This window comes from Bradyrhizobium sp., assembly GCF_030697065.1.
Taxonomy (GTDB): domain Bacteria; phylum Pseudomonadota; class Alphaproteobacteria; order Rhizobiales; family Xanthobacteraceae; genus Bradyrhizobium.
The window spans coordinates 1-21,861 of the sequence record NZ_JAUYQU010000248.1 but is presented as its reverse complement, the minus strand read 5'-3'; the positions used below and the strand labels follow the sequence as shown (position 1 = coordinate 21,861).

Below are 21,861 nucleotides of genomic sequence, written 5' to 3'. Positions count from 1 at the left end.
GCGGACGGCCATGAGGTCAAGACCATCGAGGGCCTGGCCGCCGACGGCGCGCCGCTGCATCCGATGCAGGAGGCGTTCCGCGAGCACCACGGCCTGCAATGCGGCTTCTGCACCCCCGGCATGATCATGACCGCGGTCGACCTCGTCCACCGCAAGGGCAACGATCTCAGCGATCATACCATCCGCGAAGAGCTCGAAGGCAATCTCTGCCGCTGCACCGGCTATCAGAACATCGTTGTGTCGATCGCCGCCGGCGCCAAGGCGATGGCGAAATCCGACCTCGCGTAAACGAACGTTCGCACGGCGATCAGGAAACTCTCATGTACGAATTCAAATATCATCGTCCCGCGACGGTTCGTCAGGCTGCCAATCTGCTGCTGAAGAACGAGGACGCCAAGGTGATCGCCGGCGGCCACACGCTGCTGCCGGTCATGAAGCAGCGGCTCGCCAGCCCGCCGCATCTGGTCGATCTCAGCCATATCGAGGGGCTCGACGGCATCGAGATGAAGGGCCGCTCGCTGGTGATCGGCGCCACCGCCACCCACAATACGGTCGCGACATCGGCCATCGTCGGCGAGGCGATCCCGGCGCTGGCCGAACTGGCCGGGCTGATCGGCGATCCCGCGGTGCGCCACAAGGGCACCATCGGCGGCTCGCTCGCCAACAACGATCCCACCGCGGATTATCCCGCGGCATGTCTCGCGCTCGGCGCCACCATCGTCACCAACAAGCGGCGGCTGAAGCCGGAAGAATTCTTCCAGGGCCTGTTCACGACCTCGCTGGAGAGCGACGAGATCATCACCAAGGTGATGTTCCCGGTGCCGAAGAAGGCCGCCTACATCAAGTTCCGCAACCAGGCCTCGCGCTACGCGCTGGTCGGGGTGTTCGTCGCCAAGCGCCCGTCGGACGTCCGCGTCGCCGTCACCGGCGCCGGCTCCGAGGGCGTGTTCCGCGTCACCTCGTTCGAGGAGGCCCTGAAGAAGCGTTTCTCGCCCAAGGCGCTCGACGGCATGACGGTGCCGGCGGACGGCCTGAACGGCGACCTGCACGGCAGCGCCGAATACCGCGCCCACCTGATCGCGGTGCTGGCGCGCCGCGCCGTCGAAGCCGCGACCGCCAAAGCCTGACATTGCCAATTCCCTGCGAATTACGACTGGCGTCCTCATGACCGCATCGGCGCTTCCCACCTCCGTCGATGCGATGCTCGAACTGCTGACCTCGCGCGGCTATCTCGCGGAGCGCTCGCTGGCGACGGTGACGTATCTGGCGCTGCGGATGGGCCGGCCGCTGTTCCTCGAAGGCGAGGCCGGCGTCGGCAAGACCGAAATCGCAAAGGTGCTGGCGGCGGCGCTGGGACGCAAGCTGATCCGGCTGCAATGCTATGAAGGCCTCGACGTCGCCTCCGCGGTCTATGAGTGGAACAGCGCTTCGCAGATGATCGCGATCCGGCTCGCCGAAGCCGCCGGGGATACCGACCGCGAGCAGTTATCGTCGGACATTTTCGCCGAGCGCTATCTGATCAAACGGCCGCTGCTGCAGGCGCTGGAGCCCGACGTGGCCGGCCCGAAGGTGCTGCTGATCGACGAACTCGACCGCGCCGACGAAGCGTTCGAGGCGTATCTGCTGGAAATTCTCTCGGACTTCCAGGTCACGATCCCCGAATTCGGCACCATCAAGGCAGCGCAGCCGCCGATCGTGATCATCACCTCGAACCGCACCCGCGAGATTCACGACGCCTTGAAGCGCCGCTGCCTCTATCACTGGGTGGATTATCCCGATGCCGAGCGCGAGCTCGCGATCGTCAAGTCGCGGGTGCCCGGCATATCGGCAAAGCTGTCGCAGCAGGTCGTCCGCTTCGTGCAGGCGCTGCGCGACCAGGATTTCTACAAGTCGCCCGGCGTTGCCGAAACCATCGACTGGGCCACCGCGCTGACCGAGCTCGACGCGCGTTCGCTGACCCCGCAGGTGGTCGGCGACACGCTCGGTGCGCTGCTGAAGTACCAGGACGACATCGCGCGGATGCAGGGCGATACGCTGGCGAAGGTCTTGAAGGAAGCGACGAGCGAGAATTAGGTTACCCGTCAAAGAGGCAATCGCAGTGCGCTCCCTCTCCCGCTCTTGCGGGGGAGGGGGCGCACCGCCGCCTGAGTGAGAGAGTCGTAAACCCGAGGCGCCCCATGCCCATCGATCATCTCAATCCCCCGACCGGCCAGATGGCGGACAACGTCGTCGGCTTTGCGCGGGCGTTGCGCGCCGCCGGGATTCCGGTCGGCCCCGGTGCCGTGATCGATGCGCTGAACGCGTTGCAGGTGATCGAGATCGGCAAGCGCGCCGACGTCTTCACCACGCTGGAAGCCATCTTCGTCAAGCGCCACGAGCACGCGCTGATCTTCGCGCAGGCCTTCGACCTGTTCTTCCGCGCCGCCGAGGAGTGGAAGCACATGCTGGATTCGGTGCCGCTGCCGGATCACGCCAAAAAGAAGCCGCCGCCGGCGTCGCGCCGGGTCCAGGAGGCGATGTCGCAGCCGCAGACCACCGAGATGCCGCAGGCCCAGGAGCAGGAACTGCGGCTGTCGGTGTCCGACAAGGAAATCCTGCAGAAGAAGGACTTCGCGCAGATGAGTGCGGCCGAGATCGCGCAGGTCACCCGCGCCATCGCGCAGATGAGGTTGCCGCAGGCCGAATTGCGGACCCGCCGCTACCAGCCGGACGCGCGCGGCCTGCGGCTCGACATGCGCCGCACCCTGCGCGGGTCGCTGCGCACCGGCGGCGACATCATCGACATCCACAGGCTCGGGCGGATCGACAAGCCGGCGCCGATCGTGGCGCTGCTCGATATCTCGGGATCGATGAGCGAATATACGCGGCTGTTCCTGCATTTCCTGCATGCCATCACCGACGCCCGCAAGCGCGTCTCGGTGTTCCTGTTCGGCACGCGGCTGACCAATGTGACGCGGAGCCTGCGGGCGCGCGATCCCGACGAGGCGCTGGCGCGATGTTCCTCTGTTGTGGAGGACTGGGCCGGCGGCACCCGGATCGGCACCTCGCTGCACGCCTTCAACAAATTGTGGGGCCGCCGGGTGCTCGGGCAGGGCGCCATCGTGCTCCTGATCTCCGACGGGCTGGAGCGCGAGGCCGATGCCAGGCTGGCGTTCGAGATGGACCGGCTGCACCGGTCCTGCCGCCGGCTGATCTGGCTCAATCCCCTGCTGCGGTTCGGCGGCTTCGAGGCCAAGGCGCAGGGCATCAAAATGATGCTGCCGCATGTTGACGAATTCCGTCCGGTACATAATTTGAGTTCGATCGAGGGACTGATCGCCGCGCTGTCCTCGGCGCCGCCGCCGCACCACCGCAGCCTGATTCGAACGGCTGCCTGAAAGAGACTCCCATGCTCAATCGCGACCAAGATATTCTCAAGGCGGCCGAGGACTGGCAGAAGGCCGGCCACGGCGTGGCGCTGGCGACCGTGGTCGAGACCTGGGGCTCGGCGCCGCGGCCCGCGGGCTCCAGCCTCGTCATCAACGACGACGGCACATTTCTGGGCTCGGTGTCGGGCGGCTGCGTCGAGGGCGCCGTCGTCACCGAGGCGCTCGACGTGATCGCCAGCGGCAAGCCGAAGATGCTGGAGTTCGGCGTCGCCGACGAGACCGCCTGGAATGTCGGGCTGTCCTGCGGCGGCACCATCCGGGTGTTCGTCGAGAAAGTGGGCCAGTCGTGAAGCTCGAAACCCTCAAGACGGTCAACATCGAGCGCGCTGCGCGCCGGCCGGTGATTGTCGTCACCGATACCGAAAACGGCGAGCAGCGGCTGGTCAAGGCCGCCGACATATCGGGCGATCCGCTGCGCGCCGAGCTCGCAAAGCAGCTGCGGATGGGCAAGAGCGGCACCATCGAGGCCGGTGGCAAGAAACTGTTTCTCAACGTCTATGCGCCCACGGCAAAACTCGTGATCGTCGGCGCGGTTCACATCAGCCAGGCGCTGGCGCCGCTGGCGCGCTCACTGGATTACGACGTCACGGTGGTGGATCCGCGCACCGCCTTTGCCAGCCCGGAGCGGTTTCCGGATGTGCCCCTGATCGCGGAATGGCCCGACGTGGCGCTGCCGCCGCTCAACATCGATCACTATACGGCGTTCGTGGCGCTGACGCATGATCCGAAGATCGACGATCCGGCGCTGCTGCACGCCTTCGCACGCGACTGCTTCTATATCGGCGCGCTGGGCTCGCGAAAGACCCACGCCAAGCGCGGCGAAAGGCTGAAGGAGCAAGGCGCCACCGATGCCGACATCGCCCGCATCCACGCCCCGATCGGGCTGGCGATCGGCGCGGTGTCGCCGTCCGAGATCGCGGTCTCCATCATGGCCGAGATCACCGCAAAGCTGCGGCTGCCGACACAAGAAAAAGAACAGGCGGCATGAAGTTCGGTCCCGCCAGTCCGGCCGACGCGGTCGGCGGCGTTACCGTCCACACCCTGCGGCAGGGATCGCTGGTGCTGAAGAAGGGCACTACGATCGGTGCGGCCGAAGTCGCGGCACTCGACAAGGCCGGCGTCAGGGAAATCGTCGTGGTGCGGCTGGAGCCGGGCGACGTCTCGGAAGATGTCGCCGCCGCCAGCATCGCGCAGGCGGTGGCCGGCGACGGCGTCAATGTCGAGCGCGCCTTTACCGGCCGCGCCAATCTGTTCGCCGCCCGGGCCGGCGTGCTGGTGGTGGACCGCGCCAGGGTCGACCGCATCAACGCCGTCGATGAAGCCATCACCTTCGCCACGCTCGCCGCCTTCAAGCCGGTGGTGGAAGGCGAGATGATCGCCACCGTCAAGATCATTCCGTTCGGCGTCGAAGCAACGCTGCGCGATGCCGCGGTGGCCGCAGCCCGCGGCGGCGGGCTGCGGGTCGCGCCCTACGTGACAAAACGCGTCGGCGTCGTCTCGACCCTGCTGCCGGGACTGGCGCCGAAGGTGATCGAGAAGACCTTGCGGGTCACTGCGGAGCGGCTGGCGCCGGCCGGCGCCACCATCATGGCAGAGCGCCGCGTGCCGCATGACGAGGTCGATCTGGCGGCTTCGATCCGGGAATTGCTCGGGCTCGGCGCCGAACTCGTGATCGTGTTCGGCGCCTCCGCAATCGCCGACCGCCGCGACGTGATTCCCGCTGCCATTACCGGCATCGGGGGATCGATCGAGCATTTCGGCATGCCGGTCGATCCCGGCAACCTGCTGCTGATCGGCAATGCCGGCGGCGTGCCGGTGCTGGGCGCGCCGGGCTGCGCGCGCTCGCCGGTGGAAAACGGGTTCGACTGGGTGCTGATGCGGCTGCTGGCCGGCCTCAGGGTTACCCGCGCCGAACTCACCGGCATGGGCGTCGGCGGTCTGTTGATGGAAATCGTCACCCGGCCGCAGCCGCGCACGCCTGTCGGCCCGGAGGGTAACCGCAACGTGGCCGCGATCATTCTGGCCGCCGGGCGTTCCACCCGGATGGGCGGCCCCAACAAGCTGCTGGCCGAACTCGGCGGCAAGACGCTGGTGCGGACCGTGACCGAGCAGGCGCTGGCCTCGAAGGCCTCCGGCGTCGTGGTCGTGACCGGCCATCAGGCCGCGCAGGTCGAGCAGGCCCTGAGCGGCCTGAACGTGACATTCGTGCACAATCCGGATTTTGCCGAGGGCCTCGCCAGCTCGGTGAAAGCGGGCGTCGCCGCGGTGCCGCAAGATGCCGACGGTGCGGTGATCTGTCTCGGCGACATGCCGCTGATCTCGGCCGACCTGATCGACCGGCTGATCGAATCCTTTGCGCCCGACCGCGGCAGCCTGATCGCGGTGCCCGTCAGCGACGGCCGCCGCGGCAATCCGGTATTGTGGTCGCGCCGCTTCTTCAACGAATTGATGACGCTGGACGGCGACATCGGCGCCCGGCATCTGATCGCGAAACACAGCGAGGCGGTGGCCGAAGTCCCGGTCGAAGGCCATGGCGCGTTTCTCGACATCGACACCCCGCAGGCGCTGGAAGACGCACAGCGGGGGTGATTGCGAACTGTAGGGTGGGCAAAGGCGCACTCTTCGTGCCGTGCCCACCATCCTTCCTCCGCGCAAATGGTGGTGGGCACGCCACCGGGGCGCGCGTTCGCGCGACCCGGAAGCTTTGCCCGCCCTACGGACCTAAAATTAAACCTCCCGTTCACCAAGTCGAAACGTCCCATGGGGTAGTTTCCCGGGACAAGGCCTCGGGGGAGGGGATTTTGACGCTTCTTGACGCCGCGCACCGTCGCGCGATCTCTGCATGTGCCGCGATTTTCACGCTGCTCGTGCTGCTCGCCACGCCGTCATGGGCGGCCGGCGCCTTCGCGGTCGGCAAATGCGGCGCCTATGGCCAGGCCTATGATTATCCAGGGGAAGACGCCGCCCGCGCCGCGGCGCTGAAGCAGTGCAAGGGCGAATGCACCGCGGTCACCATGAACCGCGCCTGCGCCGCCCTCGCGATCGACATGGCCAACCCGTGCGGTGCCCACGGCTACGCGGTCAAGCCGAAGATTTCGAGTTCGCTCAACGCAGCGACCAAAAAATGTTACGAATTCGGCGGCAAGGAATGCGTGATCCGCGCCTGGGCCTGCGACGCCAGGGGCTGATTTTAACAAGGTCATTCCGGGGCGCGCCGAAGACGCGAACCACAATGCGCAATTGCGCATCGGGGAATCTCGAGATTCCGGGTCTGGTCCTTCGGACCATCCCGGAATGACACCCGGGGTGTTTCATGCAATTCGATACCAAGATCGCGGTCGTGATCCGGACCGACCTCGAGACATGGCAGAAGTTGAACGTCGCGGCGTTCCTGACCTCGGGGATCGCCGCAGCCTTTCCCGAATGCATCGGCGAGCCCTATGCCGACGGTGCGGGCACCCCCTATCTGTCGCTGATCGGCCAGCCGATCCTGGTCTATGGCGCCGACCGGCCGCAACTGTCCCGCGCGCTCGAACGCGCGCTGGCGCGCAACGTCAAGCCGGCCGTCTATACCGAGGACATGTTCAGGACCACGCATGATGCCGCCAACCGCGAGGCGGTGAGGGCGGTGATCCGCGCCGAGCTCAATCTGGTCGGCCTCGCCATGCGCGCCGAGCGCAAGGTGATCGACAAGGTTCTCGACGGGCTGAAGTTTCACAGCTGATCTGGATCAAGCCGACGCCGCGGCCCCGTGTTGTAGTTGCGCCTGAACCGCTGGGCAAAGCGGCGCTGGGGGAAACGAACATGACGGCGGTCACCAAAATCGTCTTTCTCGGCGCAACCAGTGCCTCGTTCGGTCTCAGCATGTTCCGGGATCTGTTCTCCGGCCAAGATCTGGCCGGCAGCACCATGGTCATGGTCGGCAGGAACGTCGACAGGCTGGCGCGGGCCGAGCGGCTGGCAAAACTGCTCAACGACAAATCGGGCGCGGGGTTGAAGATCGAGTCCACCACCGACTGGCGGGCTGCCCTTGATGGCGCGGAGTTCGTCATTCACTCCACCGTCATCGATCGCAACCGGCTCTGGAAGCAGGATTGGGAGGTGCCGCGCAAATACGGCATCCGTCACACCCTCGGCGAGAACGGCGGTCCGGGCGGGCTGTTCTTCACCCTGCGCACCTTGCCGGTGGTCTTCGATTTCGTGCGCGAGATGGAGCGGCGCTGCCCGCAGGCGCTGTTCATCAACTTCTCCAATCCGGAAAGCCGTATCGTCCTGGCGCTCGGGCAATACAGCCGGATCCGCACCATCGGCCTGTGCCACGGAATTTTCATGGCGCGCGATGCGGTCGCCTCCATTCTCGGGTTGCGTGGCGAACGCGTGGAAGTATGGGGCGCGGGCCTCAATCACTTCCAGTGCCTGACCCAGATCCGCGACCGCGAGAGCGGCGCCGACCTCTATCCGATGCTGCGCGAAAAGGAGAGGGATTTCGATCCGAAAATCTCGCCGCTGACGCGGAATCTGTTTCGTGCCTTCGGCTATTGGCTCGGCTGCGGCGACGGCCATGTCGGCGAATACATGGCGTATGGCTGGGAAGCCGGCGAGGGCGGCTACAATTTCGAATGGGACGAAGGCGAACGGGCGAAAACCGAGAAAACCATCGACGACGTGCTGGCGGGAAGGGCGGAGATTCCGTGGTGGTGGCTGACGCCGTCGGGCGAACGCGCCGTCGCCGTCATCGCGGCGGTGCTGCATGACCGCAAGCAACTGATCGAATCCGGCGTGGTCTACAATCAGAACGCGATTCCGAACCTGCCGGCCAGCGCCGCCGTGGAAGTGCCCGTGATGGCCGATATGGCCGGCATTCATCCGGTTTCGCTGGGTCCGTTGCCCGACGCGGTCGCCAAGCTCATGGCGGTTCAGGTCAATGTGCAGCAACTCGCGGTCGAGGCGGCGGTACTGGCTTCGAAGGAACTGGCGCTGCAGGCGCTGCTGATCGATCCCGTCGTCAATTCCGCGGAAGCCGCGCGGCAACTGCTCGACGAACTGTGGGAAATCAACCGTCCCTATATCCGCACGTGCATCTAGCGCGATATCGCACCGGTTCCTTTGCCGGTCACGCCGATGTGAAATCGACTTTCGACGGCTGAAGTTGACGGTGACTGACCGGTCAGTCATATATTGAGGATGAGCAAGACGCCAAAATCCGAAGTGCTGGCGAAGCCCGCCCAAAGCCGTCGTGTCACGACCAGGGCGGCCGGCGCGCCGAAGGCCACGCCGAAGCCTCCGGCCAATCGCGCCGAACGCGCGGCGGAGCGTCGCGCGGCCATTGTCGAGGCGGCGCTGGACGAATTCATCGCGCGCGGCTTTGCCGCGACCCGGCTCGACGACATCGCCAAACGCGCGGGCGTCGCCAAGGGCACCATCTACCTGCACTTCAAGGACAAGGAATCGATGTTCGAGGACTTGATCCGCACCGCCATCGTGCCGCTGGTCGGCCGCATGCACGCGCCGCCGCCGCCAGGCGCGACGGTGCGCGATGCGATCGAGGGCTTCGCGCTCGCCTTCATGCAGGAAATTGCCTCGACCCGCCGCGGCGACATCGTGCGGCTGATCGTGGCGGAAGGCCCGCGCTTCCCGGCCATCGCCGACTTCTATTATCGCGAAGTGGTGTCGCGCGGCCTCGCCGGCATGCGCGCGCTGATCGAAGCCGGCATCGCGCGTGGCGAGATCCGGCACCAGAACCTCGCGCGCTTTCCGCAGATCATGGTGGCGCCCGCGCTGATCGCGGTGATCTGGCAGAGCCTTTTTGCCAGGCACGCGCCGCTGGATGCGATCGAAATGTTCCGCGTCCATCTCGATCTGATCTTCGGCGAACGGAGGGCAGCATGACCTCGTCGCGAATGAAGCTCCGGATCTGGGGCGCGCTCGCACTCGCCATGGCGCTGGCCGGCTGCAACGAAGTCAAGAATCCCGGTTATCAGGGCTGGGTCGAGGCCGACATGATCTTCGTCAGTCCCGACGAATCCGGCCGCGTGACCAAATTGAATGTGCGCGAGGGCGACGAGGTCAAGAAGGGCGCGCCGCTGTACGAGGTCGACGACGAACTGCAGAAGGCCGACCTCAACCAGCAGAACGCCACGCTTGCCAACGCGCAGCAGACCTACGACCGCGCGGCGTCCCTGAGCCGGACCGGCTCCGGCACGCAGGCCAGTTTCGACGCCGCGGTGTCGGCGCTGCGGATCGCGGAAGCGCGGGTCAATACCTCGCAAACGCGGCTGGCGCGGCGCAGCGGCTTTGCCCCGGTCGGCGGCATCATTCAGCAGATCTATTTCCGCGAGGGCGAGATGGTGCCGGCGCAGCGGCCGGTGCTCTCGATCATGCCGCCCGGCAACATGAAGCTGCGGTTCTTCGTGCCGGAAACCGATCTGCCGAAGATCGCGGTCGGCGACGAGGTCCGCGTCACCTGCGACAATTGCGCCGCCGATCTCACCGCCAGGATCTACTTCATCGCCACGGCGGCCGAATATACCCCGCCGGTGATCTACAGCCTCGAGGAGCGCAGCAAGCTGGTCTACCTGATCCAGGCGCGGCCGAACCGGCCGGCGTCCCTGCGCGTCGGCCAGCCGATCTCGGTGTTTCCGGACGTCAAGACCCCGGTCGCGGACAAGCGATGAGCGTCGCACCGACACCCGCGTCCGATATCGCGATCGACGTTCGCGGCCTGTCGAAATCCTTCGGCGGCCGCGAGGTGGTGCATGACCTCAGCATGCAGGTGAAGCGCGGCACCATCTACGGCTTCCTCGGCCCCAACGGCAGCGGCAAGACCACCACGATACGCATGCTGTGCGGCCTGCTGACCCCCGACAGCGGCGAGGGCACCTGCCTCGGCTACGACATCCGCCGCGACGCCGACAGGATCAAGCGCCAGGTCGGCTACATGACGCAGCGTTTTTCGCTGTACCAGGATCTGTCGGTGCGCGAGAACCTGGAATTCGTCGCCCGGCTGTACGGGGTAGCCGACGCCCGGCGCGCCGCGGCCGACATGATCCAGCGCCTCGGCCTCAACGGCCGCGAGGAGCAGCTTGCCGGCGCGCTCTCCGGCGGCTGGAAGCAGCGCCTGGCGCTCGGCGCCTGCACGCTGCCCAGTCCACAACTGCTGTTGCTGGACGAGCCGACGGCCGGCGTCGACCCGAAGGCCCGGCGCGATTTCTGGAACGAGATCCATGCGCTGGCGGCCGACGGGCTGACCGTGCTGGTCTCCACCCATTACATGGACGAGGCGGAGCGCTGTCACGAGATCGCCTATATCGCCTACGGCCATCTGCTGGCGCATGGCACCGTCGATCAGGTGATCGCCACCTCCGCGCTGTCGACCTGGACCGTAGCGGGCGACGGCCTCAACGCGCTGGCGGCCGAACTCACCGGCAAGCCCGGCATCGACATGGTGGCCCCGTTCGGCACCTCGCTGCACGTCTCCGGCCGCGACAAGGCGGCGATGGAAGCCAGTATCGCGCCGTACCGCGACCGCGACGGGCTGCGCTGGCAGCATGGCGAGCCGTCGCTGGAAGACGTGTTCATCGAACTGATGACGCGCGCGACGGACAATTTCCGGTGAGCGTCACCTCGGACCATAGCCGCGATCGAAAAGATCCGCCGTTCGGCTTCTGGCGGCGCAGCTACGCCATGCTGGTCAAGGAATTCATCCAGCTCCGGCGCGACCGCGTCTCGTTCGCGATGATCGTGATGATCCCGGTGATGCAGCTCCTGCTGTTCGGCTTTGCCATCAACACAACGCCGCGCCATCTGCCCACCGCGGTGCTGCTGCAGGAGGACAGCGACCTGGCGCGCTCGATCCTGAAGGCGATGGAGAACACCGCCTATTTCCGCTTCACCCGCGAAGTGCACAGCGTCCAGGAATTCGACGATCTCCTGCTTGCGGGCAAGGTGCTGTTCGGGGTGGAAATTCCGCGCGGTTTCGAGCGCGCGGTGCGGCGCGGCGACCGTCCGGCGCTGCTGGTCGCCGCCGACGCCACCGACCCGGTGGCGGCCGGCTCGGCGCTGTCGGCGCTCGGCATGGTGGTGCAGACGGCGCTGCAGCACGACCTCCATATCGGCGAGCCCGCTTTGCCGCCGTTCGAAATCCGCGCCCATGCCCGCTACAATCCGGCGGCGTCGTCGCGGCTGAACATCGTGCCCGGCCTGGTCGGCACCATCCTGACCATGACCATGCTGATCTTCACGGCGCTGTCGGTGACGCGCGAGATCGAGCGCGGCACCATGGAGAGCCTGCTGTCGATGCCGATCACGCCGGTCGAGGTGATGCTCGGCAAGATCCTGCCCTATGTGCTGGTCGGCTTCATCCAGGCCATCCTGATCATCGGCATCGGCGTGCTGCTGTTCGGGGTGCCCGTCTATGGCAGCCTGACCCTGTTGGCGCTGCTCTCGACCCTGTTCATCACCACCAACCTGGCGATCGGCTACACCTTCTCCACCATCGCGCAGAACCAGCTGCAGGCGATGCAGATGTCGATCATGTTCTTTCTGCCGAGCATCCTGTTGTCCGGCTTCATGTTTCCGTTCGCCGGCATGCCGGTATGGGCGCAATATATCGGCGAGGGCCTGCCGCTGACGCATTATTTGCGGATCGTCCGCGCCATCATGTTGAAAGGCGCGACGCTGCCGAATATGCAATATGACGCGATCGCCCTGCTGGTCCTGATGCTGCTGGCGATGACGATCGCGGTGATGCGCTTCCGCCGCACGCTGGATTGAGATTATTGTCATTCCGGGACACGCGTAGGCGTGGACCCGGAATCTCGAGATTCCGGGTCCGGCTCTCCGAGCCGCCCCGGACTGACTGGGAAGAACGATGGGGCCATGGCGGCGGAGCAGGGGCGGCGAGGGGCAGTCGACGGTGTCGGCTGATTTCACGCGCGAACTGACACGCGAAATCCTGCGGACCGAGTTGCTGCGGGTCAAGACGATCCTCGTCACCCTGGCCGTGCTGCTGACGGCCTTGCTGGCGGCCTATGCCATCTGGCCGCAAGCCATCGACCGGATCTGGCACGGTCATCTCCCGATCCTGCCGCTGGCCGCGATCTTCGCCCCGTTCGTCCTGTTCGAATTGTCGGTGCTGCGGATACTCAGAACGCGGCTGGAGCAGGGCGGCGACGTGCCCCGCGTACGCCGCTACCTCGGCGTCCTGATCGAAACCAGCCTGCCGACCGTGGCGCTGTATCTGCAGATGAAGGCGATGGGACCGTCACAGGCGCTGGCCTTCGTCGTGCCGCTGGCCTACTTCATCTTCATCATTCTTTCGACGCTGCGGCTTGATTTCTGGCTGTCCGCCTTCACCGGCCTCGTCGCGGCGGCGGAGTTGTTTGCGATGGCGATGCTGTACCGGCCGGAACAGTTCGCCGCCGAACCGGCGCCCGACTTCGCCTTCCACCTCGTTCGTTGCGTCGTCATCCTGGTTTGCGGCGTGCTGGCGGGCGCGGTCGGCCTGCAACTGCGCCGGCAGTTCGAGGCCAGCATCATGGCTGCGACCGCGCGCGACCGCATCACCAACCTTTTCGGCCAGCACGTCTCGCCGCAGGTGGTCGAGCGGCTGATGGCCGAGGGCAGGAGCACCGACAGCGAAATCCGTCGGGTCGCGGTGATGTTCGTCGATTTTCGCAGTTTCACCGCCGGCGCCAGCACCCGCACGCCGCGGGAAGTGGTGGACCGGCTCGACGGCGCGTTCGCGACGCTGGTCGACATCCTCGATCGTCATGGCGGCATCGTGAACAAGTTTCTCGGCGACGGCTTTCTGGCGCTGTTCGGCGCGCCGCTGGATGCGCCGCACCCCGCGCGCCACGCCGTTGCGGCAGCCCGCGAAATGCTTGAAGCCAACGAGCGCGTCAACCGCGAGTCGAGCTGGCCGTTGCGCATCGGCATCGGCATTCACGTCGGCGACGTCGTCGCCGGCAATATCGGCTCGGCGCGGCGCAAGGAATACACCGTGATCGGCGATACCGTGAATTTCGCCGCGAGGCTCGAAGCGCTCAACAAGGAATTCAATTCGCAGTTCCTGATCTCGGCGGCCGTGCTTGAGGCGCTGGGGCAGGACGGCGGCGATGCCATATCGCTCGGCGAAGTCGCGATCCGCGGCTACGACCGGCCGATGACGGTGTGGCAATTGGGATGAGTGAGACGGCGGATGCGGCGGCGCGAGGACGGCCCTTCACGCCTGCCTGGCCGCCAGATTCTCGATCCTGACGCCGTCGCGCTCGGCAATGATCTCGGCGATCCATTGCCGGTGGCATTCGCGGTGATCGCGCTCGTAGCAGAGAATGCAGACCGGGCCGGCCTGCCTGACCAGCGCGGAGAGTTCGTCGAGTTCTTCGCGCGCCTGCGGCGTCTTCAGGTGTCTGGCATAAATCTTGTGCAGAACGCCGAACTGGCCGCTGCGCGCGGCCTCGCGGCCGTCCTTCGGCGTACCGAGCCCGCGCAGATGCAGATAGGAAATGCCGCGCGCGTCCAGCCCGGCGGCGAGCTGGTTCTTGGAGAAGCCGGGGCGGCGCGACGCCGCCACGGCGCGGACATCCACCAGCAGCTTGACGCCGGCCTGCGCGAGTTCGTCGAGCACGGCTTTGGACGGCGTCTGCTCGTAGCCGATGGTGAAGAGCTTTTTTGTCCTGCCCATTCGCTGCGCCCCGCTCACTTCACCCGTTCGATCAGCTCCATCGCGCCGGCCGGCGCCCGCACCTTGCCCTCGTGGATCACATAGGCGAACACGTCGCGCGGGACTTTTTTCGCGCTGGTCGCATCGGCGCGCGGCAGATCGTCCGGCTCGCCGCCGTCAGCCCAGACCTGGAATCGTTTGGCCCAGGCGTCGAGCTGCTTCGGCGGATAGCAGGTCTTGAGCTCGTCATTGCCCTTCTGCAGCCGCGCATAGACGAAATCGCCGGTGACGTCGGCGATCGCCGGGTACTTGCCGTGCTCGGCGTAGACCACGGGCGTTTCGAATGTTCGCAGCAGCGCGATGAAACCGGGCACGGCAAAACTGTCGTGCCGCACCTCGACCACATGGCGCAGCGCGCGGCCTTCCAGCTTGCGCGGCAGCAATTCCAGAAACTTGCCGAAGTCCGCCTCGTCGAATTTCTTGGTCGGCGCGAACTGCCACAGCACCGGACCGAGCCGGTCGCCCAGCTCCAGCACCCCGGAATCATAGAACCGCTTGACGGAATCGCCGGCCTCCGCCAGCACCCGGCGGTTGGTGGCGAAGCGCGGCCCCTTCAGCGAAAACACGAACCCGTCCGGCACCTCGCGCGCCCATTTGCGAAAGCTCTCCGGCTTCTGCGATCCGTAATAGGTACCGTTGATCTCGATCGAGGTCAGCTTCGACGCCGCATATTCCAGCTCCTTCGCCTGCGTCAGTTTCTCGGGATAAAACACCCCGCGCCACGGCGCGAAGGTCCAGCCGCCGATGCCGATGTAGATGTGGCCGGATTTCTTCGAAACGGTTTTGGGAGGCCTGGTCACGGGGATGAACTCGCTGAGCAAGGGGACGATAAATCCTTCGCGTCGAGACTAATCAAACCAGTGAAGATTGGCCAGTTCGCCGACGACGGCGTTTGCTCACCCGCAAAAAAGGCCCCGGAAAACCGGAGCCTCTTCTTTTGACACAGGCCTGTCGCTTTCAACAAAGCACCATAAGTCTCAGCGCGCGGCCGGGATCACCCTGGCCGCGGCGCCCTCGAACGTCTGTTTGGCCAGGCCGCTGTAGAGCTCGCGGATCTTCTGCGCATCCATCACGAAGGTCTCGTAGGCCTGCTTGGCGAATTCGGTCTGGATCTCGACCGCCTTGTCGAGCGAGCGGACGCCGGCGAGTTTTTCCACAAACGACCGAGTCTGTTCGAACGATTTTCTGGTGTACTCGCCATAGGCCAGCGCGATGGTCTGCATGTCGATCGAGGCGGTGTTGGCCGAAGTCGCGGCTGCGGTGGGGAAGGCGTCGGGTGCGGCCGGCGGGATGGCAGCGGCTGCCTCGACCGGCTTGACGAAAGCAGGCGGGGCGGACTTCAGGCTCTGGGACGGCGCGTGATCCGGCTTTTGGCTTCGCGCCGGTTCAAGCTTCGGGGCCGGCTGGCCGGGCTTTTTGTGCTTGGGTTTGGACATGCGGGAAATCTCCGTTGCTGCAATTTCGGACGGTCGACGCGAATCGGCCATGGTTACGTGGAATTGGCGCTTCCGGCTTGTTCCGAGCGGGGCGCCGGTGTGTTGGCTTCAAGAATCCGGAACCCGGCCGTCTTGTGCGCCCCCGCCGCCAAGTTAGGATGGACGATGGCTGACGGGTTCGAACAGCAGCTTGAGCGTATCGAAACTACACTCGCCGAGATCGCCAAGGCGGTGCAAAGGCTTCGCGACGATCAGGCGGTCGCGGGGGAGGCCACCACTGGTGAAATCAACCAGCGGCTGAGGCGCTTTCTGGAACGAAAGAAACTGGCTTAAGGTGGCGGCGGGGACGAACGGCTGGATCGGATCGGCCGGCCGCCGCGGGCGACCAGGGAAGATACGGGATGGACACGGAAGCGATCGCAAAAATACTGGGCGGCATCATTGCAGCCGTGGTTCTCGTGGCGGCGGTGGTGTTTGGGCCGATCGGGCAAGGGAGCAAGCCCGCCCCGGTGGTCCAACGGATAGATGCGCCGAAGGCCGAGGTTCCGGCCGCGCCCGCCGTCCGAGGGCCGGTGGTGCGGGAAGTGCCGCAATAGGCCTGATTCCGGGGTTCGAATGGCCCCCTTGCGCAACGTCCCGATCGTTCCTATCTAGTCTTCAACGGCGACGTCGATGCTTTACAGCTCCGGCGCTGGAACGACCACTCAATAGTCAGGCAGCGCCGGATGTACGCGCGCCCTCTGTTGGTGGTCGTTGGCATTTCAGGGCCTGTTTTGGCCGGTTTATCCGCTCCGACGGCTCATTTTCGGCGTTCGGCCCGGTTTCCCCGGGGTCCCTTGGATTCCCCCGACGCTGCGGATATACGCTGGCGGCATGAATGAAGCCGTCAGACCGGGCCCCGAAAACCTGTCGCAATCAGCTTTTGCGCCTCAGCTTTCGGTCATCGTCCCTACCTTCAACGAGCGCGACAACGTCACCACGCTGTACCGGCGGCTGGAGGCGACGTTCGCCGGCATCGCCTGGGAAGTCGTGTTCGTCGACGACAATTCCCCTGACGGAACCTGGGATGTCGTGCGGAGCTTGGCGCAGGCCGATACGCGTGTCCGCTGTATCCGGCGGATCGGGCGGCGCGGCCTGTCCGGCGCCTGCATCGAGGGCATCCTGGCCGCCAGCGCGCCCTACGCCGCGGTGATCGACGCCGATCTGCAGCATGACGAGACCCAGCTGCCGAAGATGCTGGCTTTGCTGCAAGGCGGCCAGTTCGATCTCGTGGTCGGCAGCCGCTACATCGAGGGCGGCAGCGCCGACAGTTTCGACAGGCAGCGGGCCGGCGCCAGCCATCTCGCCACCGAGGTGGCGAAACGGGTGTTGCGGGTGAAGATTGCCGATCCCATGAGCGGCTTCTTCATGATCCGGCGGGATCGCTTCGAGCAACTGGCGCCGCAGCTCTCGACGCAAGGTTTCAAAATCCTGCTCGATATCGTCGCCACCGCGCGCGGCGAATTGCGGGTGAAGGAAATTCCCTTCACCTTCGGCACCAGGGTGCATGGTGAGAGCAAGCTCGATTCCATGGTGGCGCTGGATTTTCTCGGGCTGGTGCTGGCGAAGCTGACCCGCGACGTGGTGTCGCTGCGCTTCCTGATGTTCGCGATGGTCGGCACGATCGGGCTGGTCGTGCATCTGACGACGTTGTTCGTGGCGCATAAGGTGCTCGACGTTCCGTTCGCCGAGGCGCAGGCCGCCGGCGCGCTGCTCGCCATGACCTCCAATTTCATCTTGAACAATTTTCTCACCTATCGCGACCAGCGGCTGAAGGGCTTTGCCATTCTGCGGGGCCTGTTGCTGTTTTATCTCGTCTGCAGTGTCGGCCTCGTCGCCAATGTCGGCGTCGCATTTTCGGTCTACGATCAGGAGTGGAACTGGTGGGTAGCCGGGGCGGCGGGCGCGCTGATGGGCGTCGTGTGGAATTACGCGATGTCCGGGCTGCTGGTCTGGCGCAAGCGATGAACGAAAAATGAGTGCGAACGACGCGCGCCTCGCCCGCAACACGGTTCTCACGGTGCTGGCGCTGGTGGCGTTGCGGCTGGTCGCCGCCGCCTGGACGCCGCTGACCTTCGACGAAGCCTATTACTGGATGTGGTCGAAGCATCTCGCCGGCGGCTACTACGATCATCCGCCGGCGGTCGCCTACGTAATCCGCGCCGGCACCCTGATCGCCGGCGACACCGAACTCGGCGTCCGGCTGGCGTCGATTCTGCTGGCGCTGCCGATGAGCTTTGCGGTGTACCGTGCCGCGGCCATCCTGTTCGGCGGCATCCGGGTGGCCGCCACCGCCACCATCCTGCTCAACGTCACCATGATGGCCGCGGTCGGCACCATGATCGTGACGCCGGATGCGCCGCTGCTGGTGGCCTCCAGCTTCGTGCTGTTTTTTCTCGCCAAGGTGCTGGAGACAGGGCGCGGCGCATGGTGGCTCGCGGTCGGCGCCGCGGTCGGTGTCGCATTGCTCTCGAAATATACCGCGCTGTTTTTCGGTCTGGCGATCCTGATCTGGCTGGCAACGGTGCCGAAGCTGCGGCGCTGGCTGATCTCGCCCTGGCCCTATCTCGGCGGCCTGGTGGCGCTGGCGGTGTTCGCGCCGGTGCTGCTCTGGAACGCCGAGCACCACTGGGTCTCCTTCCTCAAGCAGTTCGGCCGCGCCCGGGTCGAGAATTTCCGGCCGGCTTTTATCGCCGAACTGGTCCCGACCCAGGTCGCGTTCGCAACGCCGCTTGTTTTCATTCTCGGCGCGATGGGGCTTCACGCCCTGTTCTGGCGCAACACCGGCGCGTTTGCCGCCCGGATGCTCGTCAACACGATGTTCTGGACCATCGTGGCGTATTTCGTCTGGCATTCGCTGCACGCGCGCGTCGAGGCCAACTGGTTCGCGCCGGTCTATCCGGCGCTGGCCATAGCGGCCGCGGTCGCAGCCCACCTCACGCCGTGGGACACGAGACGCCGGCGCCTCGCCGATTTCTGTCTGCGCTGGGCCGCGCCGGTGGGCGTTGCGCTGTTTGCGTTCCTGATCGTGCAGGCCAATACCGGCGTGTTCACCTTCTACCGCCGCGACGCCACCGTGCGCAGCGTCGGCGTCGGCTGGCGAGAACTGGCCGGCGCGATCGAAGCGGTCCGCCTGCGCACCGGGGCGACGTGCATTCTGACGCCGGATTACGGCACTACCGGCTGGCTCGCCTTCTATCTGCCGAAGGGCAGCTGCGTGGTGCAGCCGACCCAGCGCATCCGCTGGGTCAACATGCCCGAACCGTCCGCGGCGCAATTGTCCGGCAAGCTGCTGTTCGTCGACGATGCGCGGCCCGGCGCGCGATCCTGGCAGACGGAGAATTTTTCGGAAGTCGAGCGGGTCGCCGAATTCACCCGCATGCGCGGACCGCTGGTTGTCGAAACCTACGGGATCGATCTGCTCGAAGGTGCGAAGGGCAGCGTACTCGATCGCTCGCCGCCGCCGGAACTGCAATAGGGAAAATGAGGGGAATTGGAACGGGATAGCCTTCCACATACCCCGTCGTCCTCCGCGAAAAGCGAGGGGACCCGGTATACCAGAGGCGCCTGGCATCGAACGGAACGTCACGGCGTACTGGGTCGCCCGGTCGAGCCGGGCGATAACACCCGGTGTAATGCGCGAAAAATAATCCGTCACCATGTCGGATCGGCCCCCGCCCGAACGTCCCATGATCATGTCCACCGATGCGAGGTCATGCCATGAGCAGTTCTACCCTGAAATCCGCCATTGAGCTGGCGCGCGCCAGCGGCATGCGCTTTCCGAACGAGAGCGCCGAATACCGCCGCGCCCGCGAGGCGTTGCTGGCTGAAGAGATCGAACTCCGCCGCCACATCGAGCGCGTCGCGGAAATGCGCCGCGCGCTGCCGCCGGGCGGCGAAGTCAAAAAGAATTACGCCTTCGAGGGCGAGAACGGCAAGGTGTCGTTTGCCGATCTGTTCGGGACGAAGGATTCGCTCGTCGTCTACACCTACATGTACGGTCCGCAGCGCGAGCTTCCGTGTCCGATGTGTACCTCGCTGTTGTCGGCATGGGACGGCGAGGTGCCGGACATCCAGCAGCGCGTCGCACTCGCGATCGTGGCGCGGTCGCCGATCGCGCGGCTGGTCGCCTTCAAGCGCGAACGCGGCTGGCGTCACCTGCCGCTTTATTCCGATACATCGGGCGAGTTCAGCCGCGACTATCACGGCGTAACGGAAGACGGCGGCGACGACGCAGGCTTCAGCGTGTTCACGCGGCGCGATGGCACAATCAGGCATTTCTGGGGCGGAGAGATGGACGGCGCATCGTCCGATCCCGGACAGGATCCGCGCGGCGCGCCCGATCTGATGCCGTTGTGGACGATCCTCGACGTGACGCCGGAAGGACGTGGAACCGACTGGTATCCGAAGCTGAATTACTGATGCGGAACCCGTGAACATCCCGCGCAATTACGGGGCCGTTGCGTTGCATCGGCCCCGTATTCCTGCATGCCCAACATCCGCCCGCACTTAATCTGCATTTAACTAAAAGTCGCCCTAATGACGCTCCGCCCCTCTGCGAGAAGCTGCATCGAAAAACGCGATGCGATGCTGCGAAGAGGAACTCAGTGGAAGTTGTCTGGATACGAGGCGAATGAGTTACAGTACGAGTGCGTCCAGGCAAGTTGCGGCAAGGAACCATCGGCGTTCACCGCGTAAAGCCAATGCTAACCATATTTTCGGCGGTGCCGCGATTGCGTGCCTTGTGCTGGGTTGCGCGTGGACGCTGCATGCCAACGTTTTCGGCGCCAATATCTATCCCACCATGGCCGGCGGGAACTTCGATGCGCCGGTGATCCCGCAGAAGCAGTCGGTGGCGGCGCGGACTCCGCAAGTCATCGTCAACCATGTTTTCGCCCGTCTGCCTGAACCGGCGCCCGTCATCGCCGCGCCCGCGACCGTCGCATCCGAGGTGTTGCTGAAGTTCGATGAACGTTTCGCCGCGGCGGCGCCGCAGGGCGTCGCGCCGACGCCGCAGGCCGCAACGATGCAACTGGCTTCGGCGTCGCCGTCCGTCGAAGTGGTGAGGCCGGGCGACGCGCCGGCACGGCTCGACGCGGCCAAACCGAAACAGGCGTCCCAGGCACCGACGCAACTTGCCGCCCTGACGCCGGCTGCCGAGGCAAAGCCGGGCAGGGCCACGGGTGCTTCCGTCAGGGACATGGCGCAGCGCGCCAAGGCGGCGGTGATGTCGATCGGTTCCGACAAGCCCAGCATGGTGGAGAAACTGTGGGGCAAGGAACCGGCGTCGCGCTCGTTGCTGTCCTACGCTTCCGCCGATGTCAGCGCGACCGGCAGCCTGCCGAGGGAGCAGAACCCGATGCTCGGGGGATCGGCGCCCTATGATCGCTCGACCGCCGTTTACGACATTGCAGCGCGCAAGGTCTTCCTGCCCGACGGCACCGTGCTGGAGGCGCATTCAGGACTCGGTAGCAAGAAGGACGATGTCCGGTTTGCGCATGTCCGGATGCACGGCGTGACCCCGCCGCACATCTACGATCTGAAGCCGCGCGAGGCGTTGTTTCACGGTGTGCCGGCACTGCGGCTGACGCCGATCGGCGGCAAGGACAAGATCTTCAACCGCGACGGCCTGCTCGCGCACACCTACATGCTCGGGCCCGGCGGCGATTCCAACGGCTGCATCTCGTTCAAGGACTATTACGCATTCCTCGACGCCTACCGCAATCGCGGGATCAGGCGGATCGCGGTGGTGGCGAAGGTGGACTGAGGCGGGCGTTGTTGCATGGTTGATTGCTGCGACGCCTCAAATTAAGGTTGTCATTTCGGAACGCACCACTTAGCGCGTCCGGAATCCGTCACGCGATGGCTTATTACGTTTATCTCCTTGCGAGCAAGAAGCACGGCACGCTCTATCTCGGCGTGACCAACGATCTCGCGCGGCGGATATATGAGCATCGCACCAGGGCAGTGCCCGGCTTCACGACGCGCTACGGCGTCGACAAGCTGGTCTGGTTCGAAATCTACGACGATGCCATCACTGCGATCGCACGCGAAAAAGAGATTAAGAAATGGCGGCGTGACTGGAAGATCCGTTTGATCGAAGAAGAAAATCCGGGGTGGACCGATTTATATCCGGGTATTTCCAGCTGACGGCCGCCGAACCATCTCCTTCGTCATTCCGGGGCGACGCGAAGCGGCGAGCCCGGAATCCATAACCACGATCGTGAGTATGGAT

25 protein-coding genes are annotated in these 21,861 nt (G+C 65.4%); 22 read left to right on the top strand and 3 right to left on the bottom strand.

Features of this window, described 5'->3' with window-relative positions; all coding sequences use genetic code 11:
* The 15 genes from Q8R73_RS19570 to Q8R73_RS19500 form a co-directional block, all read left to right on the top strand.
* A partial coding sequence (locus tag Q8R73_RS19570; protein ID WP_305721196.1) for a (2Fe-2S)-binding protein occupies positions 1 to 288 on the top strand: 288 nt, incomplete at its 5' end.
* A gap of 32 nt (positions 289 to 320) precedes the next feature.
* Positions 321 to 1,127, top strand: coding sequence for a xanthine dehydrogenase family protein subunit M (locus tag Q8R73_RS19565; RefSeq protein WP_305721195.1), 807 nt, complete (start codon positions 321 to 323; stop codon positions 1,125 to 1,127).
* Between the two features lie 37 nt (positions 1,128 to 1,164).
* Complete coding sequence (locus Q8R73_RS19560) at positions 1,165 to 2,073, top strand: MoxR family ATPase (RefSeq protein ID WP_305721194.1); 909 nt, start codon at positions 1,165 to 1,167, stop codon at positions 2,071 to 2,073.
* 104 nt (positions 2,074 to 2,177) lie between these two features.
* Complete coding sequence (locus Q8R73_RS19555; RefSeq protein ID WP_305721193.1) at positions 2,178 to 3,377, top strand: VWA domain-containing protein; 1,200 nt, start codon at positions 2,178 to 2,180, stop codon at positions 3,375 to 3,377.
* Positions 3,378 to 3,388: 11 nt separating this feature from the next.
* Positions 3,389 to 3,718: an XdhC family protein gene (locus Q8R73_RS19550; protein ID WP_305721192.1), complete on the top strand. Its 330-nt coding sequence runs from the start codon at positions 3,389 to 3,391 to the stop codon at positions 3,716 to 3,718.
* Positions 3,715 to 4,416, top strand: coding sequence for an XdhC family protein (locus Q8R73_RS19545; protein ID WP_305721191.1), 702 nt, complete (start codon positions 3,715 to 3,717; stop codon positions 4,414 to 4,416). The genes Q8R73_RS19550 and Q8R73_RS19545 overlap by 4 nt, the downstream gene beginning before the upstream one ends.
* On the top strand, positions 4,413 to 6,017 hold the full coding sequence (locus Q8R73_RS19540; protein WP_305721190.1) for a molybdopterin-binding/glycosyltransferase family 2 protein: 1,605 nt from the start codon (positions 4,413 to 4,415) through the stop codon (positions 6,015 to 6,017). Before Q8R73_RS19545 ends, Q8R73_RS19540 begins: the two co-directional genes overlap by 4 nt.
* A gap of 245 nt (positions 6,018 to 6,262) precedes the next feature.
* A complete protein-coding gene (locus Q8R73_RS19535) occupies positions 6,263 to 6,616 on the top strand; it encodes a DUF4189 domain-containing protein (protein ID WP_305721199.1) in 354 nt (117 codons plus the stop codon).
* Between the two features lie 125 nt (positions 6,617 to 6,741).
* Positions 6,742 to 7,152, top strand: a complete 411-nt coding sequence (locus tag Q8R73_RS19530; RefSeq protein ID WP_305721189.1) for a DUF2000 family protein — start codon at positions 6,742 to 6,744, stop codon at positions 7,150 to 7,152.
* An 80-nt stretch (positions 7,153 to 7,232) separates the two neighbouring features.
* Positions 7,233 to 8,513, top strand: coding sequence for an alpha-glucosidase/alpha-galactosidase (locus Q8R73_RS19525; protein WP_305721188.1), 1,281 nt, complete (start codon positions 7,233 to 7,235; stop codon positions 8,511 to 8,513).
* A gap of 99 nt (positions 8,514 to 8,612) precedes the next feature.
* Positions 8,613 to 9,317 carry a TetR/AcrR family transcriptional regulator gene (locus tag Q8R73_RS19520; RefSeq protein WP_305721187.1) on the top strand — a complete coding sequence of 235 codons (705 nt, stop codon included), beginning with the start codon at positions 8,613 to 8,615 and terminating at the stop codon, positions 9,315 to 9,317.
* Between the two features lie 11 nt (positions 9,318 to 9,328).
* A complete protein-coding gene (locus Q8R73_RS19515; protein WP_371126134.1) occupies positions 9,329 to 10,102 on the top strand; it encodes an HlyD family secretion protein in 774 nt (257 codons plus the stop codon).
* Complete coding sequence (locus Q8R73_RS19510; RefSeq protein ID WP_305721185.1) at positions 10,099 to 11,043, top strand: ABC transporter ATP-binding protein; 945 nt, start codon at positions 10,099 to 10,101, stop codon at positions 11,041 to 11,043. The genes Q8R73_RS19515 and Q8R73_RS19510 overlap by 4 nt, the downstream gene beginning before the upstream one ends.
* A 68-nt stretch (positions 11,044 to 11,111) precedes the next feature.
* On the top strand, positions 11,112 to 12,200 hold the full coding sequence (locus tag Q8R73_RS19505) for an ABC transporter permease (protein WP_305721198.1): 1,089 nt from the start codon (positions 11,112 to 11,114) through the stop codon (positions 12,198 to 12,200).
* 97 nt (positions 12,201 to 12,297) lie between these two features.
* A complete protein-coding gene (locus Q8R73_RS19500) occupies positions 12,298 to 13,614 on the top strand; it encodes an adenylate/guanylate cyclase domain-containing protein (RefSeq protein ID WP_305721184.1) in 1,317 nt (438 codons plus the stop codon).
* A gap of 36 nt (positions 13,615 to 13,650) precedes the next feature.
* Here the strand turns inward: Q8R73_RS19500 and Q8R73_RS19495 are convergent, their stop codons facing one another.
* The 3 genes from Q8R73_RS19495 to Q8R73_RS19485 all read right to left on the bottom strand — a co-directional run bounded on the left by Q8R73_RS19495 (position 13,651) and on the right by Q8R73_RS19485 (position 15,443).
* Positions 13,651 to 14,112 carry a DUF488 family protein gene (locus Q8R73_RS19495; protein ID WP_305721183.1) on the bottom strand — a complete coding sequence of 154 codons (462 nt, stop codon included), beginning with the start codon at positions 14,110 to 14,112 and terminating at the stop codon, positions 13,651 to 13,653.
* Between the two features lie 14 nt (positions 14,113 to 14,126).
* Positions 14,127 to 14,951, bottom strand: a complete 825-nt coding sequence (locus tag Q8R73_RS19490; RefSeq protein ID WP_305721182.1) for a DUF72 domain-containing protein — start codon at positions 14,949 to 14,951, stop codon at positions 14,127 to 14,129.
* Between the two features lie 177 nt (positions 14,952 to 15,128).
* Positions 15,129 to 15,443, bottom strand: a complete 315-nt coding sequence (locus Q8R73_RS19485) for a phasin family protein (RefSeq protein WP_305721197.1) — start codon at positions 15,441 to 15,443, stop codon at positions 15,129 to 15,131.
* A 309-nt stretch (positions 15,444 to 15,752) separates the two neighbouring features.
* Between Q8R73_RS19485 and Q8R73_RS19480 the strand changes: the two genes are divergently transcribed.
* From Q8R73_RS19480 to Q8R73_RS19450, 7 genes are all read left to right on the top strand, one after another.
* Entirely contained in the window at positions 15,753 to 15,920 is a 168-nt protein-coding gene (locus Q8R73_RS19480) for a hypothetical protein (RefSeq protein ID WP_305721181.1), read from the top strand.
* Between the two features lie 68 nt (positions 15,921 to 15,988).
* A complete protein-coding gene (locus Q8R73_RS19475) occupies positions 15,989 to 16,183 on the top strand; it encodes a hypothetical protein (protein WP_305721180.1) in 195 nt (64 codons plus the stop codon).
* A gap of 277 nt (positions 16,184 to 16,460) precedes the next feature.
* Positions 16,461 to 17,594 (top strand): glycosyltransferase family 2 protein, encoded by a 1,134-nt coding sequence (locus Q8R73_RS19470; RefSeq protein ID WP_305721179.1) that lies wholly within the window; start codon positions 16,461 to 16,463, stop codon positions 17,592 to 17,594.
* Positions 17,595 to 17,601: 7 nt separating this feature from the next.
* A complete protein-coding gene (locus tag Q8R73_RS19465; protein ID WP_305721178.1) occupies positions 17,602 to 19,104 on the top strand; it encodes a glycosyltransferase family 39 protein in 1,503 nt (500 codons plus the stop codon).
* A gap of 242 nt (positions 19,105 to 19,346) precedes the next feature.
* A complete protein-coding gene (locus Q8R73_RS19460; protein ID WP_305721177.1) occupies positions 19,347 to 20,048 on the top strand; it encodes a DUF899 family protein in 702 nt (233 codons plus the stop codon).
* A 322-nt stretch (positions 20,049 to 20,370) separates the two neighbouring features.
* Positions 20,371 to 21,393, top strand: coding sequence for a DUF2778 domain-containing protein (locus tag Q8R73_RS19455; RefSeq protein WP_305721176.1), 1,023 nt, complete (start codon positions 20,371 to 20,373; stop codon positions 21,391 to 21,393).
* A gap of 95 nt (positions 21,394 to 21,488) precedes the next feature.
* Entirely contained in the window at positions 21,489 to 21,776 is a 288-nt protein-coding gene (locus Q8R73_RS19450; protein WP_305721175.1) for a GIY-YIG nuclease family protein, read from the top strand.
* Positions 21,777 to 21,861: the final 85 nt, after the last annotated feature.